The sequence below is a fragment of the Candidatus Nitrotoga sp. AM1P genome (genome assembly GCF_013168275.1).
Classification (GTDB): Bacteria; Pseudomonadota; Gammaproteobacteria; order Burkholderiales; family Gallionellaceae; genus Nitrotoga.
The window spans coordinates 697596-717967 of sequence record NZ_AP019547.1; the positions used below are offsets into that span (position 1 = coordinate 697596).

15 protein-coding genes and 1 pseudogene are annotated in these 20372 nt (G+C 48.3%); 10 read left to right on the forward strand and 6 right to left on the reverse strand.

Going from position 1 to position 20372, the window contains the following annotated elements; all coding sequences use genetic code 11:
* Positions 1-17: 17 nt before the first annotated feature.
* Together W01_RS03180 and W01_RS03185 are read right to left on the reverse strand one after the other, a co-directional pair.
* Positions 18-1160: a M48 family metallopeptidase gene (locus tag W01_RS03180; RefSeq protein WP_173052166.1), complete on the reverse strand. Its 1143-nt coding sequence runs from the start codon at positions 1158-1160 to the stop codon at positions 18-20.
* A 28-nt stretch (positions 1161-1188) separates the two neighbouring features.
* Complete coding sequence (locus W01_RS03185; RefSeq protein WP_173052167.1) at positions 1189-2004, reverse strand: AIM24 family protein; 816 nt, start codon at positions 2002-2004, stop codon at positions 1189-1191.
* Positions 2005-2272: 268 nt separating this feature from the next.
* Between W01_RS03185 and W01_RS03190 the strand changes: the two genes are divergently transcribed.
* Together W01_RS03190 and W01_RS03195 are read left to right on the forward strand one after the other, a co-directional pair.
* Entirely contained in the window at positions 2273-2794 is a 522-nt protein-coding gene (locus tag W01_RS03190; RefSeq protein WP_173052168.1) for a DNA-deoxyinosine glycosylase, read from the forward strand.
* Positions 2795-3013: 219 nt separating this feature from the next.
* A complete protein-coding gene (locus W01_RS03195) occupies positions 3014-3559 on the forward strand; it encodes a hypothetical protein (RefSeq protein ID WP_173052169.1) in 546 nt (181 codons plus the stop codon).
* A 206-nt stretch (positions 3560-3765) separates the two neighbouring features.
* On the opposite strand, the gene W01_RS03200 is transcribed toward W01_RS03195, so the two are convergent.
* The 4 genes from W01_RS03200 to W01_RS03215 form a co-directional block, all read right to left on the reverse strand.
* On the reverse strand, positions 3766-5211 hold the full coding sequence (locus tag W01_RS03200) for a DegQ family serine endoprotease (RefSeq protein ID WP_173052170.1): 1446 nt from the start codon (positions 5209-5211) through the stop codon (positions 3766-3768).
* Between the two features lie 22 nt (positions 5212-5233).
* The gene (locus W01_RS03205; RefSeq protein ID WP_173052171.1) at positions 5234-5737 is read right to left on the reverse strand and encodes a BCAM0308 family protein; all 504 of its coding nucleotides are present in this window, start codon (positions 5735-5737) and stop codon (positions 5234-5236) included.
* A gap of 398 nt (positions 5738-6135) precedes the next feature.
* Positions 6136-6798, reverse strand: a complete 663-nt coding sequence (locus tag W01_RS03210; protein ID WP_173052172.1) for a response regulator — start codon at positions 6796-6798, stop codon at positions 6136-6138.
* Positions 6795-8564, reverse strand: a complete 1770-nt coding sequence (locus tag W01_RS03215; protein ID WP_173052173.1) for a PAS domain-containing protein — start codon at positions 8562-8564, stop codon at positions 6795-6797. Before W01_RS03215 ends, W01_RS03210 begins: the two co-directional genes overlap by 4 nt.
* Positions 8565-8925: 361 nt before the next feature.
* On the opposite strand from W01_RS03215, the gene recJ reads away from it, so the two are divergent.
* From recJ to W01_RS03255, 8 genes and pseudogenes are all read left to right on the forward strand, one after another.
* Complete coding sequence (recJ, locus tag W01_RS03220; RefSeq protein WP_173052174.1) at positions 8926-10623, forward strand: single-stranded-DNA-specific exonuclease RecJ; 1698 nt, start codon at positions 8926-8928, stop codon at positions 10621-10623.
* Positions 10624-10700: 77 nt separating this feature from the next.
* Positions 10701-11963 carry an MgtC/SapB family protein gene (locus W01_RS03225; protein ID WP_173052175.1) on the forward strand — a complete coding sequence of 421 codons (1263 nt, stop codon included), beginning with the start codon at positions 10701-10703 and terminating at the stop codon, positions 11961-11963.
* A 70-nt stretch (positions 11964-12033) separates the two neighbouring features.
* Positions 12034-13138, forward strand: a protein-coding gene (prfB, locus tag W01_RS03230) for a peptide chain release factor 2 (protein ID WP_173052176.1) whose coding sequence is annotated in 2 segments (ribosomal slippage) — positions 12034-12114 and positions 12116-13138 — 1104 coding nt in all. Because the reading frame shifts where the segments join, the coding sequence is not laid out codon by codon here.
* Between the two features lie 312 nt (positions 13139-13450).
* Positions 13451-14575, forward strand: coding sequence for a J domain-containing protein (locus tag W01_RS03235; protein WP_173052177.1), 1125 nt, complete (start codon positions 13451-13453; stop codon positions 14573-14575).
* A gap of 228 nt (positions 14576-14803) precedes the next feature.
* Positions 14804-15265, forward strand: a pseudogene (gene tnpA, locus W01_RS03240) (IS200/IS605 family transposase).
* A gap of 643 nt (positions 15266-15908) precedes the next feature.
* Positions 15909-16226, forward strand: coding sequence for a DUF3301 domain-containing protein (locus W01_RS03245; RefSeq protein WP_173052178.1), 318 nt, complete (start codon positions 15909-15911; stop codon positions 16224-16226).
* Between the two features lie 221 nt (positions 16227-16447).
* Positions 16448-19534, forward strand: a complete 3087-nt coding sequence (locus tag W01_RS03250; RefSeq protein WP_173052179.1) for a BPTD_3080 family restriction endonuclease — start codon at positions 16448-16450, stop codon at positions 19532-19534.
* Between the two features lie 4 nt (positions 19535-19538).
* The gene (locus W01_RS03255) at positions 19539-20369 is read left to right on the forward strand and encodes a BRO-N domain-containing protein (protein WP_198421335.1); all 831 of its coding nucleotides are present in this window, start codon (positions 19539-19541) and stop codon (positions 20367-20369) included.
* Positions 20370-20372: the final 3 nt, after the last annotated feature.

The window sequence follows — 20372 nt, forward strand, 5'->3', positions numbered from 1 at the left end:
CTCCAAAAACAAGGAACTCATCTGTCAAGCTTTCTCACATGGTTTGAAATGTGCGCAGGGAGTACTGCTTTAATCGCTGTGTAATCATAAGGCAATGGCTTGGCCGCGACAGTTGCCGGTGGTAGTGCTTTAATGGCGGCATCAAGCGACATGAAGCGGTCGTTGCTTGCAGGATGAGACGAGAACCATTCCAGATTACGAGTCTCTTTTTCACTCATTTTTCGAAAAAAATCACGCATTCCTATAGGTGAAATACCAGAGCCCACCAAGGCTTTGAGACCCTCCATGTCGGCTTCTGCTTCATGCTGACGTGAAAACTTATACTTGATCAGAGCAGAACCAAGTGAAGCCACACCGCTGAGATCGCCGAACACCAGGCTGGCAGTTACCATCAGACCTGCTGATTTCACCATGCCATTCAGACTGTGACGTTTTTCCACGTGCTGGATTTCATGCGCAATAACCCCCGCTACCTGTTCAGCATTATCGGCCAGTGCCAGTAACCCGGTGTTTATTACAATGAAACCTCCGGGCATCGCAAAAGCGTTAACTGACGCATCGTCCGCCACATAAAATTCATATTGATATGCCGAGCCTTGCGCTAGCCGCGCACCTATTTCTCGTACCATGGTGGCACCCGGACCTTCGGCCAGTGTTAAGTGCTGCTTGGTGAGCGCGAATATTTGCTCGCCCCATTTGCGTTCCTGTGTCACCGTCACATGCGAAATGGCCCATGCAGCAAGTCTCTCGTGCTCCCATATAATCGCAATGAGCACCAACGTCGGCAATAAGAATATGCCCCAGATGAATGCATTTGACCAAGCTCGAGTCGCTCTATCCTGTATTTTGGCTCCAGCCGTTTTGATGTTTTCTTTATTCTGAGTGGCAGTCTTGTGTTGTGCTTTAAGTGTGGTTACCGATGATAAGTCTGATACTGTCAGCATATAACTCCCAGCACGCCCCTGCCATTCGATCATCACTTGACTGTCATTAAATCCCCCCTTACGCACAGAGATATCGCGCCAGGCAGGCGTTCCGTCGTAGTCATCCTGCGTGGTTAGTCGCAATCCATAGTTCGATACCAAGACTTCAACCGGGCTGCCGGTACTCTGAAATCCTGGCCCCCAAGCAAGCCCTATGATTTTATTAAGCTCAGCCATGTCGAATTGAGATAGTTGAACTTACCGCTTAGTCATCGCCATTAAATATACCTCCCAAGATGCCGCCTTCCTCCCGCCCACCGCCACTACCCAAACCAAATGCGCTGGCTACACCACTACTTTTTGGTGCTGCGGCAAAAATGCGCGAAGCCAGCCGATTGAATGGTAAGGATTGGATGATGACCATACCTGGCCCACGTAATACGGCGAAAAACAGACCTTCGCCTCCAAATAACGCGGTCTTGATTTTGCCCACATATTGAATATCGTAGTCTACGGTAGGTTGCATTGCTACCAGGCAACCAGTATCAACGCGTAGCGTTTCACCCGGTGCTAAATCGCGCTTCATCATGGTGCCCCCGGCATGAATGAATGCCAAACCATCCCCTTCCAGTTTTTGCATGATGAAGCCTTCGCCACCAAAAAATCCGGTACCCAGTTTTTTCTGGAATGCGATTGACAGCGAAACCCCTTTGGCAGCGCATAGAAAGGCGTCTTTTTGACAAATAAGAGAGCCACCGAGTTTGGACAGATCCATCGGCAACAATTTCCCTGGATAGGGCGCGCCGAACGCAACTTTCTTTTTCCCGGAGCCTTTGTTTGTATAAACAGTGGTGAAGAGCGATTCACCAGTGAGCACTCGTTTACCAGCCCCCAGCAGCTTGCCAAAAATACCAGACTGTTGCGCCGAGCCATCACCGAATATCGTGTCCATATCAATGCCATCTTCCATGTACATCATGGAACTGGCTTCGCCTACGGCGGATTCCTCAGGATCAAGTTCGATTTCTACAAACTGCATTTCTGATCCGTAAATTTGGTAGTCGATAACATCCATTGCCATGTAATACTCCTTTAATTTGTTGATTTATACGCCGTATTGTTTTCTATATGATATTTACAATATTGAAACCAGAAAAACGTTAGAGCTATCTTTAAAATATAAGAAATCCTCTTATTTTTTCTCCGAATAACATTGACTATGTAGCAGTCATATATGCTTCAAAGGATTGGCTAAATTATCTTTTAGATTGATAGCTTATAATTAGCACAACCTCTCTTGGAAACATTAACGCCATATTATTTATAATAAAAAATATTAAAACGACCAAATGATTATTGAAGATCCTTCGATAGCTCACATTCATAGCTTTCCGCCAATCGAAACAAATAATTCAAGAATCCTTATCCTTGGCACGATGCCAGGCAAGGCCTCCTTGCAAGCACAACAGTATTATGCACATCCACGAAACGTATTCTGGAAGATTATTAGCGAAATTCTTGGCGTCAAGGACGTAAATTCTTATGAAGCAAGAACATCATCAATTGTTGCGGCAAGAATTGCACTCTGGGACGTTTTGAAGTCATGCAGGCGGGAGAGTAGTCTCGATTCTGATATAGACCATGACACGATCATGCTAAACGATTTTGCGAGTTTTTTTAAAAATCACCCGCACATTCATAGGGTGTGTTTTAACGGAGCCAAAGCGGAAAGTCTGTATATGAAACTTGTGCAACCATTTCTTCAAACCTCCTCAAATATCAAATATATTCGCCTGCCTTCGACGAGTCCAGCGAATGCCACAACTTCCTTTGATAAGAAATTAGGGGCATGGAAGGCAATAGCAAGTTGATGCTTAACCTTCTTCATAAGCTTGCTACCGCACAGATTCCTCTTTAATAAGACGGCTATAATTATCCGTAAATGTGATAATAACGCAGTACATCGTATCTACGGATTCACTCCAAATCTCAACCTACTAGAGGATCACCACCATATGATATAAATCGCTCACATGAAAACCCTAATCTTTAATCACTGAACTAACTAATAATAAAATAAAGGAATATTCATGACTATCCATAATTTTCTTAAGCTACAAGTATTTGCACTACTATTTGCTGCAATTATTTCTCCACTAAGTGCAGTTGCTGATATTGTTTCAAATCCGGCAACGATAAAGTTTGTCTTGGGTACACACGAAGTTTTAGATTATGGAAAAGATAGTTGTTCTTATCCTAAATTTGCTGGCACGATAACTGGAATAGGAAGTGGCACGATTACTGAGATAGGAAAAAAAAGCAAACGTTTAGGTGTACTTTCTCTGATAGCCGATGATTGCATTACTCCAAATCCGATGCAGAATTCTTTTTCGGCCAGAGGAAATTTGATGCTTACTACTGGTAACGGCGACAATATCATGGCCAATTATTCTGTTTCCTTTATTCCGACCAGTATTCCACTAATCTATAAGTATGAGGATTTTGATCTCCACATAAGCGGAGGAACGGGTCTCTTCACGGGAGCAACCGGGTCAGGTATCTTGGAAGGAACGTCTAATATCAAAACGGGACTAGGGATAGTTGAAGGCACTATTACTATGTATATTTCCAAATGAGCCTTACGTAAGCCGATGTGCATCTATTTTTTCCGTGGCTGTCCATTTTCAGTTGAATACGCAATTTGAACTTGGCGGCCCACCCCATAGATAGGAAGTTGCGTTTGATCGCTTCGCTATTACAATTCTGAAAACGAATACCGCATCCCTAACAAATTCGGTATACACAAAATTCAGGTATCTTCCCCTTTATCCCCCTCTATTTATCATTTGCTTATCAATGGAATAAAAATCATATTGCCCTCACGCTGCACCAGCAAAGCGGCACGCATGCCCACTTCAGCCATCACAGTACGGAACTGCTTAATACTGGAGATGCGTTGGCTATTAATGGCGATAATAATGTCCTTTGGCTGAATGCCTGACTCTGCCGCAATACCGTCAGCTGCATCAACTACTACATAGCCGTCTGTGCGCAGCATTTGCCGCTCACCAGGATTCAACTCATGCATAGTCAAGCCAATTTTGTCCGGTGCTATTTCTTTGTCCGTCGGCCTCGGTTTGGATGTTTTGAGGTCACTTTCCGTGTCTCCAAGGGTGACTACCACTTCCTTTGCTGCCCCTCGACGCCATACACTAAGTCGTGCAATTGATCCAGGCGCGGCGTCGGCAACTGTACGAGCCAAATCATCTGCATCCGCCAGTTCTTTACCATTAAACTTCAAGATAATATCCCCGATCTCAAGGTTGGATCGTGCTGCCGGTGTGTCCTTCCCTACCGTAGTAATCAGCACGCCACCTGCCTTGGTCAGCCCAAATGATCTGGCATGTTCAGGGCCTACGTCTTGGATCGTCACACCAAGCCAACCACGTTTAACAGTGCCATGCTTCAATAGCTCGTTCTTTACCTTTATTGCAAGGTCGATTGGGATCGCAAAAGACAAACCCATATAGCCTCCGCTACGACTATAAATCTGTGAATTGATACCGATGACCTCACCCTTTAAATTGAACAGCGGCCCCCCAGAATTCCCCGGGTTGATTGGAACATCAGTCTGAATAAATGGCGTGGTATTTTCGCCGGGCAAGCTACGTCCCATGGCACTTACAATACCCTGAGAAACCGAGTTGGTGAAACCAAATGGCGATCCAATTGCAACGACCCATTCACCAACCTCAAGCTTTGAGGTGTCACCAATACTCGCAACAGGAAGATCCTTAGCTGAAATTTTCAATAGTGCAATATCGCTGCGCTTGTCGGCACCAACTACCTTTGCCTTGAACTCTCGTTTATCAGTCAGTCGCACCGTTACCGCGTCCGCATTATCGATAACATGAGCGTTGGTAAGAATATAACCGTCCTGGCTAATAATGAAACCGGAACCAAGCGACTGACTGCGAAATTCATGCGGAAGTATCTCGCCAGGCGCAAACCGACGAAAAAACTCATAGAATGGATCATCTTGTTTGGTACCAGGGGAAGCCGGGAATGGAAGATGTTCCCTGCGAATCTTCTGTGTAGTACTAATGTTGACAACCGCTGGTCCTTCTTTCTTGACCAAAACTGTAAAATTGGGGAGCGCAACAATTGTTGATGCTGCGCTGACAGGGCTACTGGTGGTCACGGGAGGCGGTGCTTGTTGTTTCTTTCCACAGCTATCTAATGCAAACAAAGCGATCAATAAAACAACTGTGAGTACAGGTTTTTTCATAGTGCGCATCATAAATTTTCGGTTAGTGCGTCCAACTCACGCGTAACAAATTTTCCTCTTTGTTATAGTGAAACTTTAGTTCCCCCTGATAGGCATGGTGCAAAGCTTCGCCTATACCACGAGCAAGATGTAGATCAGTTGTAGTTACCAGGATACCACCATCTTTTTTATCTTCCACTGCCATAATGCGCTTGAGTGGGTGTTCTGTTCGTTCACGTTTTTCCACGTTATGGACAAGATTCATAATTTCCTCGCCATGAGTGGCAAAAAACTGACCCTGTAAAGTAAGAAAACCTGCAGGATAGTGGTCTTGTATACGATGGCAGGCAGGACACGTTTCCCGATGTGCTTTTGCCGGAGCTTGCTGCCACTGCCAGCGTCCTTCATGAAATACCGCGTTACATTGTGGACAAACAGTTGGATCTTGCAATTTTCCCTTTAATTTGTAGGCATCGTGCTCATGTTCTTGCAACATATGTTCGCTTCGTTTGTTATTAAAACCGGTAGGAATGGTTGCATTACTCATGATAATCTCCCCTGTGGCTCGTTACCCCAATTCCACAACTTCCAGAAAACTCAAATCCATTTACACTAACATCATCATGTAAAGGTGACTTGACTTACCAATGATCGCAATTTATATGAATACCTTTTTAACGCATTGAAATGAGCGATCTATAAAGCATATTACTAATATCAATTAATATATTAAACGTACTTCTTAAGTAACTACATAGCATGCGGTTTAAATTTGACAATGAAAAGATATGTTAGTGCGCCATCTAACATAAATGAATAAGCAAATTGCTTATTTTTAGCTACGGTAATAGTTTAAACACGATATTCAGCCGAACATTAATACTTTATTATTTGTAATGGTATCAATAGGATAATCTGCCAGATGCTGCTATCAGATGATCATCGTTATAATTGAATAATGTCACACAGAATAGCCAAGCGAACAAGCTGCGCAGTGTTCTGCAATTTGAGTTTTCTCATTATGCTAGCGTGGTGAACACCAACAGTTTTTGGGCTAATGGAAAGATTTTCGGCAATTTCTAGTATTGAATTACCTTCTGCCATCAATTTGAATAATTGGAATTCACGTTTGGAAAGCGCGTTTATTGGATCCAGGGCCGCGTGAAACAACTGCCTATCTACAACCAGGTCCGAAATATGCTCCGGGTCGACATAGGTTTTTCCCAACTTTACTTGGCGTACAGCGTGTACCATTTGTTTGAGACCGCTTTGTTTGGTTAGATAACCCGTTGCGCCCATCTCCAAGGCGCGCTGAACCATAGTTTCATTACTGTGCATACTGAATACCAGAATGTGTGCAACCGGATCATGTGCCCTGATACGACGAATTGTTTCCAAGCCACCAATACCTGGCATATTAAGATCAAGAACCACTACATCAGGTTTGAATTCCCGGTAAAGAATATAGCCTCTTTCTCCATCATCGGCTTCCGCCACTATTCGAATGTCAGTTGTACTTTCAAGCAAACGACGAAAACCGTCGCGCACTACGGGGTGATCGTCTATCAGTAATACTGCGATCGGCTGTAAAGAAGGGCTTAAATTCATTTTTTTCTTCTTTCTAACTGATACTTAAGCGGTAATCGAACGTCGATACGCACACCATGGCCGGGAGTACTAAATGAAGAAAACTCTCCCCCCGCTGCAATTGCCCGCTCACGAATGCCTAATAGCCCGAATCCATTAAACGCCTGGTTTGGATCAAAGCCTTTGCCGTCATCCGTTACCCTCAGGAACACTGCATCGGCATCAGGTGTCGTACCCGATTCACGACTCAAGCATACAGAAACATGCTTGGCCAGGGCGTGACAGCAAATATTAGTGAGCGCCTCCTGAATAATGCGGTATACAGTAATATTAATATTCTCACCCAAACTGTTTAAATCACCCGCAAGTGCAAACTCGAAAATTATGTCTGAGTTATGTAAACACCACTTATTCGTCAGTTCACGCAGGCTATCCGCCAGTCCAAGTTCATCCAATAATGCCGGGCGCAAATGACGCAACATGCCACGGATCACTTCATGCATTTCCTTGGCGCTTTCGCTAATAGCTTGTACGCTTGCTCGGACTGTAGATTCTCCGTGGGACATACATAAAATCGCCTGAGCTTCCGCATGAATAGCGGTAAGCCACTGACCTAATTCATCATGTAATTCACGCGCCAGATGGCAACGTTCAGTTTCCTGAACACTGTACAGATTTTGCGTAAGCGTGCGGTTTTGCTGCAACAATTCCAGATTGATATCTGCTGCCTTTTTAAGTGAACTAATGTCGATGCCGACTCCCAATAATCCAGCAACATTACCTTCCTGATTATTAAGAGGGGCGAGCACAGTAGACAAATAAACTGCATTGCCGCTTGCATTGGTAAGTCTATTTTCTATATTCGCTTTGATTACGCCCGATTCCAGCACTTCACGGTTTATGCGCTGACAGTCCTCGGCTAGTTCGCGTGGCAGGAGCTCAAAATCGGTTTTACCGAGCACGTTTTCTACTGTATGGCCGAGAAAATCAGCAAACATCTGACTAACGGTTACATAACGCAAATTCAGATCCTTGTAGAACACGATGGCCGGTATCGCATTCAGCAAGGCATCTTGCTCAGTTCGTTTTTGTTGTAGTGCCAATGCAATACGTTTCTGTTCGGTAATATTGGTCATCACCGTGCGACAGGCACGTATCCCATCCCCTATCGCTGCACTTTCCAGGCGGATATAGTCTGGCTCATCAGTACGCGTCATGATTCTCAATTCGGTAACAATATTGCCAGAGGAATTGAAAGTTTGCTGCAGATGGTGTGAGAGTGCGTAAACATCACCTTTGATAACACGAGTTACAAAAAGCGTGCCCACAATGTTTTCACGCGCTTCACACAGCATGGTGGCTCCAATTAGATTGATTTCCTGAACGTATCCCGCCTCATCAAGAGTGAGATAGCCCACGGGGATAAAATCATAAAGATTGGCATAACGATCGCGTGTTTCTTCCAGTACCCGTTGTGCTTCCCTTAGTTCGCGGTTCTGCATCTCCAGCTCAATGTGACGCAATTGCAACTCATGCAACAAATGAATTTTGTCATTTTCTGTCTCTCTGTCCGAGGCTCTCCTATGCATCTCTCTAAATTTTCGATTTTCCGCCTCCAGCTCAAGATGGCGCATCTGCAACTCGTGCAATAATTGCATTTTGCCATCTTCCAACCCTCCATCTGGGGTTCTCTTATTTCGTAAAACAACCTCGTTGGATTGATTCTCTTCACTGTCATTTTTGGGGTCATCAAATCTTCGATTTTGATTTGTCTGCATCTGGGTCATCACATTCCTCATTCAGTAATTGTCAGGGGAATTGAATTGCTCAATTCACCTATAACTTAGAAGTTATTTACCATTTATGCTCTCAGCTATCCAAGGTACGGTGGTACGGTGGTACGGTACCAGACATTATCAAGAAACCATTTCACCGTGAAAGTGCTGCGCGATGTGACTTAATTCAGGATTTTTAGCATTGTTCTTGATGTATTTCAAAAACAGGTTGAATTTCCATCGTTAAGTATTCAAGGAATATTTTCCATATTAACCAGTTCGACTATATTGCCTCTCTTCTCTTTCCACAAGCAGGGAATATATCCTGTCTCTGCTAAAATCATCTCACCCTGTCCACATATTACTAAGCCACATGATACAAATAAGACAACGTTCTTACCCAACCGATACTGCACAACAGCTTATCGACACTGGCATCACACCGCTATGGGCACGTATTTACGCGGCGCGTGGCATTGGTAATGTGGCGCAGTTAAATACCAGCCTGCAATATCTGTTGCCTTTCACGCAACTCAAAAATGCACAAAAAATGGCGTGTTTATTGGCTGATGCCATCGCCGCACAACGCAAGCTGTTGATCGTGGCAGATTATGATGCCGACGGCGCGACCGCCTGTGCTGTAGGGCTGCGTGGCTTGCGTATATTGGGTGCGCAAGTGGATTTCATCGTACCTAACCGATTCGAATACGGTTATGGTTTGACGCCGGAGATCGTGCGGCTGGCGGCGCAATCCACCCCCGATATATTAATCACCGTCGACAACGGTATCGCCAGCGTGGAAGGCGTGGCCGAGGCCAATCGATTGGGTATGCAAGTGTTGGTCACCGACCACCATCTGCCGGGCGATGCTTTGCCGGATGCTCTTTGTATTGTCAATCCAAACCAACCGGGTTGCAATTTCCCCAGCAAAAATCTGGCGGGAGTTGGTGTCATGTTCTATGTGTTACTCGCATTACGCGCCGAACTGCGAACTCGCGGCACATATACAGAACAGGCGGAGCCCAATCTAGGCAAGTTACTCGATCTGGTTGCCTTGGGAACAGTTGCAGATGTTGTAAAACTGGATGAAAACAATCGTATTCTGGTACAACAAGGACTACAGCGCATCCGCTCCATGCACGCATGTTGCGGCATCAACGCATTGTTGCAGGTAGCCGGTAAAAATTATGCACAGGTTTCCAGTTATGAATTGGGCTTTGTCGTGGGGCCACGGCTGAATGCGGCTGGACGGCTGGAAGATATGAGCCTAGGTATCGCATGTTTGATTAGCGATGATGCCACTGAAGCAGCCAAAATTGCGACGCAACTTGATACTCTAAACCATACGCGGCGCAACATAGAAGCTGATATGCAACAAACGGCACTAGCCACACTGGAGCACATCACTCCGACGGACAGTTGCAGCCTCTCGTTGTTTGACGAAACTTGGCACCAGGGTGTTATCGGCATTCTCGCTTCGCGTCTGAAAGACCGCTACCATCGCCCTGTTATCGCTTTCGCACGATCACTGAATGGTGAAATAAAAGGCTCTGGGCGCAGCATCCATGCCCTGCATCTACGCGATGCACTTGATCTTGTATCCAAACGCCATCCGCATTTGCTGCAAAAATTTGGCGGTCATGCCATGGCAGCAGGCCTTAGCCTGCGCGAGGAGCATTTTGATGAATTTAAGGTGGCCTTTGAAGCCGTAGCACAAAGCCTGCTTTCCCCAGCCGATCTCACCAGGATTATTGAAACAGATGGTCTACTCGCACCTTCCGAATTCACATTAAGCATTGCGCGCAGCTTGGAACAACAGGTTTGGGGACAAGGTTTTCCGCAGCCATTCTTTGAAGGCGAGTTCACTGTGGAAAGCCAGCGCGTGGTTGGCGAAAAACATCTCAAACTAAAACTCACCACGTCAGGTGCAGCATATGATGCCATTCATTTTTTTTGCGCTGACCTCATGCCGTCCTGCATTCGAGCGGTTTTCAATCTGGCTGTCAATGAATACAACGGCAGCATCAACTTGCAACTCATCGTGCGACACTGGCAAGATACAGATATATGAGTCATGAGAGATCGTTTGTTTATCTGAAATATTGGTAAAGCACGCTTCGTTTTAATTACCACTAAGGTGACCTGGCGATGAATCATCAAATTTGGCAAAGTAACGGTATTGAGGTACTGCCACAATTCCTCGCCAGCCTCGCCATCGGCCTGCTGATCGGCCTGGAACGGGAGCGCAGACTTTCGTCCAAAGCGGGACTGCGAACCTTTGCCCTGGTTGCGCTCTTGGGCACTCTCACCGCCATGCTCTCCAGCAAAATTGGCTCTCCCTGGCTGTTGGTTACAGGCTTCTGCACCGTGGGCATTATGATCATTGCCGCCTATTTCACCAGCCCCACCGAAGACAATGATCCAGGCACCACCACGGTTGCCGCTTTACTGTTGTGTTATGCACTCGGCGCATTAATTTGGTATGAACAAACAACATTGGCCGTCATGCTAGCCATCGTCACCACTACCCTGCTCTATTTCAAACCCGAACTACGCGGCATGACGAAACGTTTGACGCGCCGCGACCTGGTTTCCATCCTGCAATTTTTAGTATTAACCTTCGTCATCCTGCCAGTCCTGCCAAACCAGAACTACGGTCCTTATGAGGCATTCAATCCGCAGCAGATCTGGATGATGGTCGTGCTGATTTCCGGACTCAGTCTAGCGGGTTATGTCGCTCTGCACTGGACGGCTCAACGCTATGGCGCAGCACTGCTAGGCTTGCTCGGTGGCTTGGTATCCAGCACCGCAACCACATTGGTTTACGCGCGCCACGCCAAAACCAGTGAAATCATGGCGCGACTGTCTGCGGTGGTTATCCTGCTTGCCAGCCAGGTTGTGCTGCTGCGCTTGACCGTGGTAAGTGCAGTAGTGTCGCCTGGCTTACTCACCAAACTATTGCCGGTGATGGGGCTCGGCCTTTTGTTTGGAGTAATCGTTACCCTTCTCGATTGGCGTAAATTGCATACCTCTTCAGATCTACCCATGCCAAAAACGTCCAACCCGACCGAGATCCCTGTTGCTCTGAGCTTCGGCCTACTCTACGCGGTGGTACTGTTTTTTGCTGCCTGGCTTTCAGATATTGCCGGCAGCAGCGGCCTTTATGTGGTTGCATTGATCTCCGGGCTTGCCGACGTGAATGCCATCACCCTCTCCAGCCTGCATTTATTCGATTTGGATAAACTGAGCGATGATCAGGCAGTGACAGCCATCGCCATCGCTTTCCTGTCCAATATGGTATTCAAATTTGGGCTGGTGGTATTTATCGGTGGCATGACCCTGGCAAAACATGTCGCAACAGGGTTTTTGGCGATGGGAGCCGGTGTTGCGCTGGGTCTGTTTATGCTGTAGCTGCCTCCTTAAACTCCGAGCTGAGCTTTCAGCTATAATCGCCCCCCCTTTTCCGTACTCGACAATACTAATGGAAGCCGAACAACTCAACGCCCTCACCCACCAGTTACAGGACCTCCGTCTTCGTATCACTGAACTACGGAGGTATCTTTGACTTCGATGGCAAACAAGAGCGACTGTCCGAAGTCGTAATTCTCGCTGAAGATCCAGCCATCTGGCAGGACAATAAGCGCTCTCAAGAACTAGGACGTGAACGCAAGATGCTTGAAGGCATCGTTCTCACCCTGAATCAGCTAAATCACGATCTTGATGATACAGCCGAGCTATTCGAAATGGCGTTGGCGGAAAATGACGATGCCAGCCTCAACAGCATCGTGCAGGATGTGCAAGAAATGGAGAAGACCGTGGCGGACATGGAATTCCGCCGCATGTTTTCCAAGCCTATGGATTCCAACAACTGCTTCCTCGACATTCAGGCGGGCTCTGGTGGTACCGAGGCGCAGGATTGGGCTTCGATGCTGCTGCGCATGTACCTGCGCTACTGCGAAAAAAAAGGCTTTCAGGTGGAAGTGCTGGAGCAATCCGATGGCGAAGTAGCCGGCATCAAAGGTGCCGTACTCAAGGTGACGGGCGACTATGCTCATGGCCATTTGCGCACCGAGACTGGCGTACACCGACTGGTGCGCAAATCCCCATTCGACTCCGGAAACCGCCGCCACACCTCGTTTTCCAGCGTATTTGTTTACCCTGAAATAGATGAATCCATCGAAATCGAAATCAATCCGGCAGACCTGCGCGTAGATACGTACCGCGCAAGCGGTGCCGGAGGACAGCACATCAACAAGACCGATTCAGCGGTGCGCATCACCCACGCACCCACCGGCATTGTGGTGCAATGCCAGAGCGACCGCTCGCAACACCGCAATCGCGCCGAAGCGATGGCAATGCTAAAGTCGCGCATGTATGAAGCTGAATTGCGCAAACGCAATGCCGAAAAAAAGGAAATGGAAGATGGAAAAACCGACATCGGCTGGGGACACCAAATCCGCTCCTACGTTCTGGATCAATCGCGCATCAAGGATCTACGCACCAATGTGGAAATCGGCAACACTCAGGGTGTGCTGGATGGCGACCTGGATGAATTTATTAGTGCCAGTTTGAAGCAAGGGGGATAATCAGATTAAGCTGACGAAGGCCAATAATTTAGACGCATAGCGTAATGCGTGTCAGACACAACTGACGTTCGTCTCCGCCTTGGTTGACCTTCAAAATTGAATTAGATTGCTTAACATGTCTGGACTTTCAGCTCCTGTTCTATTCCCCAACTTTGCAGCCACTTTTTGGTTGGCCCGAACATTCGAAACCCTTTGAAGTCGGCTATCGTTTACCTCCAAATAATCCAACGCTATAATTTATATTAGATAAGCGTGATTCCAGATATCTTGGAAAGTCAAGCAAGCCGCCAATTCACAAAAAACAGTCCAATCATGCTCAATATGCAGACCAAAACCATCAGTATCGTCATTGGCCAAGACCAGCCCCATCTGTCTAAAGAACAAAAAGCGTTCAATACCCTGATCAAGCAAATTGATGCAAAACGCGTCAGACTGACCGCTTGGCAGGAGATTATCCCGACTTATCAGCGAAAATACGCCAGAGAATTAGCCCCGCTTGTTAAAACCTCACAAGATATAGAAATCGAGTTAGTGCATTGCCTTGACCGTACCAGTGATCAAAAAGGACTTACTTCAACTGAGCGCCGCATGATTGATGACCTGATTAGCGAATTGACTGGGAGACTTGCAGCAGAGCGTGATGATGCAGATTTGAAGATCATCTACAACAAACACAGTGGCTCTGACTTCGATGCTAAAGAAACTGCCGCCGTGGAAGGCATGAAATCCATGTTTGAGGATGTGTTGGGCGTTGACCTGGGCGACGACTTTGACATGAGTTCACCCGAAGAATTGTTGAAGCGGGCGCAAGCGCACCTGCATGAACAGCAGACACAACACCAAGCCGACCGACAGGCGCAAGAAGAACGCCGGGCAAAACGAAAAAAGACAGCCAAACAAATAGCCAAAGAGTCGCAGCAACTGGCTGAAGAGCAACAAACCAGTCAGTCCATCCGCGAGTTGTACCGTAAACTGGCCAGTGCCCTGCACCCCGACCGCGAACCAGATCCACAGGAGCGCGACCGAAAAACGATCTTGATGCAACGCATTAACCAAGCCTATGACAACAAAAATCTGTTGCTTTTATTGGAACTTCAGCTGGAGCTAGAGCACATCGACCAAGCCACCATCAACAACATTACTGCAAGCCGACTGAAGCATTACAACAAAATATTGAAAGAACAACTCAACGAGTTAGAGCATGAAATCTTTCATACAGAGGATATGTTCAAAACACAATTTGGCATCTCCCCTTTTACTCAAATGTCTCCCAGCACCATCATGCGCAATCTCGCCACCGACATCGTCGATGTCCAACACACCATCCGCGAATTAAAAGACGATTTACTCGTATTTCAAGACATCAAGAAGGTCAAAGCCTGGCTCAAAGACATGCGGCGGCGGCCGAAAAAGGATTATTTTGACTGCCCTTTTTGATCCATGGTGGGCAGGCGAATGGACTATGGCAACGTTTCCGCTATAGACAAACTTATAGCCACGAATCTATTCCTTTCCAGTATCACCAGTTATGCAGTTTATTGAGAGTTAAAAAACCACGTCCTATGGACGTGGTCATCACCTGATTGGCTTTGCCTGTCAGAGTACCTGCCCATACAGTTATCTTTCGGAGTGTTGTCCCCACAACACTTAACGAAAGGAAAAGATATGAGCAGGTTTGCAAGAGCATCGCACGTTATATGGCATTGTCAATATCATTTGGTATGGGTTCCGAAGTACAGATTTCGGATACTCCAAGGGCCGGTAGGTCGAGAGGTCTATAAATGCGTGATGATATTCAGCCAGTAGTTAGGGTGCGAAGTAGTGGAATTGAATGTGCAGGCGGATCACGTAGACTTGTTGGTAAAGGTGCCACCGAAATTATCGGTATCGGGCTTGATGGGCATATTGAAAGGTCGTACGGCGATAAGGTTGTTCAGCGTATTTCCGTTTCTCAAGAAACGGCCCTATTGGGGCAATCATTTCTGGGCGAAGGGCTACTGTGTTGACACGGTGGGACTGAACGGAGAGATGATACAAAAGTACGTGCGGTTTCAAGAGAAGGAAGAGCAGCATCAAGAGCAATTACAACTGGAACCTGGCAGAGCGCCTTCTCGGAAGGCGCGATAGGTGTGCCCCCTCTGGGGGGCATTGGGCAATACCACGTTCTACGAACGTGGTATGTTTACTTCACAATCAGCTTTTCTGATGGGCTTTCAGTAGGCAATTTGCGGCCTCGGCCTGATTACCCTGCTAACCATTCAACCCGGCCAATCACAATTAGTGCGTCAACTGATTTTGTCGCTATGTCTCAATAAACCCGGATAATCTATTAGGAAATGTAACCAGCCTCCCCCTTTGCAAAAGGGGAGAACTTGCGAGGGGGCAGAGGGGGATTTTTGTGCCCCTGCAACGCTCAAATCCCCCCTAGCCCCCCTTTTTGCAAAGGGGGGAATGCGTGTCATCGCGCAAATCACGTTTAATGGATTATCTGGGATAAATACAGCTCATCATGGCGAAATCGATATACAAACTCACAGCCCGATGGAATCCAGACAAAAAGTTGCGACGACTTGAATTCATGACGACCTTCATCAACGGGAAATGCAAGCGGGCCAAGCTGTTGACGCCGACCGAAAATTGACTTGATTTCAGCTTCTATGCCTTTCCAGCGTATTTATCTATTCCGTGATTTCTGATGTGGTCTTTTGAAAAAGTTTACATCAGAATCAGTTAAAATTTACCGATTGATAATTCAGGATTTTTTCAAACGATGGATACGATAAGTGTACTTCTCCTGTTGTTATTAGCCGCGCTGGGGTGGTTCTGGTTCGATAGTCTGCGCGCCCTTGAGATTGCCCGGAATATGGGAAAAAATATCTGCAACAGAGAAAATCTGCAATTCCTCGACGACACAGTTGCCAACATTGGGCTGGCTCTTGCGCGCGATAAGACTGGACGAAGGGTATTGCGACGCACCTATCATTTCTTATTCACAGAGACTGGTAACACTCGGCTGGAAGGTCAGTTGGTCTTGCTGGGTGATAAAGTCGAGTCAGTAACGATGGAACCCTATCAAATAATGTCCTGAACAGATGGCCTTCAAGTGAACTCATATCCTCTTCCGCTACTGGCAGACTCGCACACCGTACGATGAATCAACGTGCCTCCCACCTTGCCAGTATTCGCTACGCATTAAACCTATAGCTGAACTGGCGGTTCCCAACGATCTATATATTCCTGTTTATTGCCCATCTGCGCGGCGCGGGATACTATCCACGGATAAAGTAAAACTGCGTCGATAACAACAAAATGGCAAACGCATTCTTTGATCGTCCAATTCTCAACTCGCCCTATGAATGTCCCTCTCGCCATTGGGAACTCAACCATGGACAGCCCACACAGCAGGTTATTGAGAAACGCCGCGTTGCGGAATACATAACACCGCTTCCCAAGCCGAAGAAACGCAAAGGCCAAGCAGAACAAGCATCTCTATTGCTGGATGATGACAAGGGACTTTCAACCCAAGTGCAGGAATACCAAAAAACGGCGGCCATCATCAACGCAGTTCGCCAGGAAGTTGGCAAGTGGCGTGCGTTGCCTAATCCAAACACTTGGCACGTCACGCCAGAAACTGCCCGGCTGTTACAACATTGGCGGCATCATAAGTTCAGCGGCGTTCGTCCCTTTTTCTGTCAGGTCGAGGCGGTTGAAACGCTTATCTGGCTGATCGAAGTTGCACCACAATTAGGAAAATCAGCCGAGCGGTTTCTAGATTATCTGACCAACGCCAGCAACGATGCCAACCCAGAACTGATGAGATTGGCACTGAAGCTCGCCACCGGTGCGGGCAAGACTACCGTCATGGCAATGCTGATCGCGTGGCAAACCATCAACGCCGTGCGCCACCCTGCCAGCAAGAAATTCACGCGCGGCTTTTTGATCGTCGCCCCCGGCCTCACCATAAAGGATCGTCTGCGCGTACTGCAACCGAATGACCCGGACAGTTATTACCAAAGTCGCGAACTGGTGCCCAGTGACATGATGGGCGATCTCGAGCGCGCCAAGATCGTCATCACCAACTACCACGCCTTCAAACTGCGCGAACGCATGGAATTATCCAAAGGCGGACGATTGCTGTTACAAGGACGTAGCGGCGACCCACTCGATACCCTCGAGACTGAAGGCCAGATGCTGCAGCGCGTCATGCCAGAACTGATGGGCATGAAAAACGTTCTGGTCATCAACGATGAAGCTCATCACTGCTACCGCGAAAAGCCGAAAGCAGATACCGATGACGAAGACTTGAAAGGCGACGACAAAAAAGAAGCCGAAGAAAACAACGAGGCAGCACGTTTATGGATTTCCGGCCTCGAAGCCATCAATCGCAAGTTGGGTATACCTCGCGTCATTGATCTCTCTGCCACGCCATTCTTCCTGAGCGGCTCCGGCTATGTTGAAGGCACTTTGTTCCCTTGGACAATGAGCGACTTCTCGCTGATGGATGCCATCGAGTGCGGCATCGTCAAGCTGCCGCGAATACCGGTAGCCGACAACATCCCCGGCAACGAAATGCCCATGTTCCGCAACCTGTGGGAGCACATTCGCGCCAAGATGCCAAAGAAAGGACGCGGCAAGGGAGAACCACTAAACCCGCTTGACCTGCCGACCCAACTTCAAACTGCCCTCGAAGCGCTCTACGGGCACTACGAAAAAACCTTCGAGCTTTGGATGAAAGAAGGTATTTCCGTGCCGCCCTGCTTCATCATCGTCTGCAACAACACATCGGCATCTAAGCTGGTGTATGACTACATCTCCGGCTTTCAGCAACAGCATGAAAATGGCACCAGCAAACTAATCGAGGGACGTTTTTCCCTGTTCCGCAACCACGACGAACACGGCAACCCGCTGGGGCGTCCACGCACACTTTTGATCGATAGCGAACAACTTGAATCCGGCGAGGCGCTGGACGATAACTTCCGTAACATGGCAGCCGACGAAATCGAGCGTTTCCGCAGTGAGATTTTTGAAAGAGGGGGCAAACTCGCCGACGAACTACGCGCGGGGAAATCTATTGACGACGCCACGCTGCTGCGCGAAGTCATGAATACCGTCGGCAAAGCGGGGCAACTGGGCGATTCCATCCGCTGTGTCGTGTCTGTCTCCATGCTCACAGAAGGCTGGGACGCCAACACGGTCACCCATGTCCTCGGTGTGCGAGCCTTCGGCACCCAGTTGCTGTGCGAACAGGTGATAGGCCGCGCCCTGCGCCGCCAATCCTATGAGCTCAACGAGAATGGCCCCAACAAAGGTCTGTTCAACGTCGAATATGCCGATGTGCTCGGCATCCCCTTTGACTTCACCGCCAAGCCCGTGATTGCGCCGCCGCAAAAACCGCGCGAAACCATCCAGGTCAAAGCCATCCGTCCCGACCGCGATAATTGCGAGATCACATTCCCGCGTGTGCAAGGCTATCGCACCGAGCTGCCGGAAGAGCGGCTCACTGCCGACTTCAACAACGATTCTGTACTCGAACTCACCCCCGATCTGGTGGGCGCAACCGAAACGCGCAATTCCGGCATCATAGGCGAAACAGTTGATTTGAATCTGGTGCATACCGGCGACGTACGCCCTTCACAAGTCATTTACGAACTGACCTCGCATCTGGTACTGACAAAATTTCGCGATGCCAACGGCGACCCCCAGCTCAACCTGTTCGGTCAACTCAAGCGCATCGCACGCCAGTGGATTGAGGGTTATCTGGTGTGCAAGGGTGGCACCTATCCGGCACAACTCAAATACAAGACGCTGGCCGACATGGCCTGCGAGCGCATCACCGCTGGCATCACTCGCGCACTGGTGGGCAGCAAGCCGATCAAAGCTGTGCTCGACCCCTACAACCCTGTGGGCAGCACTACGCATGTCAACTTCAACACCTCGAAGCTGGATCGGTGGCAGACCGATGCACGCCGCTGCCAGATTAACTGGGTAATTCTCGATAGCGATTGGGAAGCCGAATTCTGCCGCGTCGCCGAATCGCATCCGCGCGTCAAAGCCTACGTCAAGAACCACAACCTCGGTCTGGAAGTGCCTTATCGCTATGGCTCGGAGATGCGTAAATATATCCCCGACTTCATCGTGCAGGTGGATGACGGCCACGGCGAGGATGACTTGCTTAACCTCATCGTCGAGATCAAAGGCTACCGCCGCGAAGATGCCAAGGAAAAAAAGAACACCATGGACGTCTACTGGGTGCCCGGCGTGAACAACCTCAAGCAGCATGGTCGCTGGGCCTTCGCCGAATTCACCGAGGTGTACCAGATCGAAGCCGACTTCACGAAAAAGGTCGAGGCCGAATTCAACAAAATGATTGATGGAACACTAAAGAATGAGGGGTGATGCCATGAGCAACATTAAATTGTTTGAATCGAAACATATCCGTTCAATCTGGGACGACAAGGCACAGTGTTGGTTGTTCGCTGTCGTGGATATTGTCGCGGCTTTAACTGACAGTCAGAACCCCCAAGTCTATTGGCGTGTTTTAAAAAAACGGCTGTTGGCCGAGGACAATGAAACCGTTACAAATTGTAACGCTTTGAAAATGACTGCGCCTGATGGGAAGCAACGGCTCACCGATGTGGCGGATACTGAGCAATTGCTTCGACTCATCCAATCCATCCCCTCGCCCAAGGCAGAACCCTTCAAACGCTGGCTGGCCAGGGTCGGCTACGAACGCCTCGAAGAAATCGAAAACCCCGAACTGGCCGCAGCACGGATGCGCGAACTTTATAAGGTCAAGGGTTACAGCGACGAATGGATCGAAAAGCGCGTGCGCGGCATCGCCATCCGCGACGAGCTGACTAACGAATGGCAGAAGCGCGGCGTGAAAGAACAGCGCGAATACTCCATCCTCACCGCCAAAATCAACCGCGCCACTTTCGGCATGACTCCAACCGAGTACAAGGCATTCAAAAGCCTCGACAAACCGGCGGACAACCTGCGCGACCACATGAATGATCTGGAACTGATCTTCACCATGCTGGGCGAAGCCTCCACCACCGAAATTGCACACAATAAAGACGCGCAAGCTATGTCGAGAATCGCAACGCCGCCGAGGCTGACGGCGCGGTGGCAGGCCGCGCACGGCGCGACCTCGAAAAGAAATCCGGCAAGCGCGTCGCCAGCCAGGAAAACCACAAGGCTCTGCCCGAAGCAGTGGCGCGCAAACGGCTAAAAA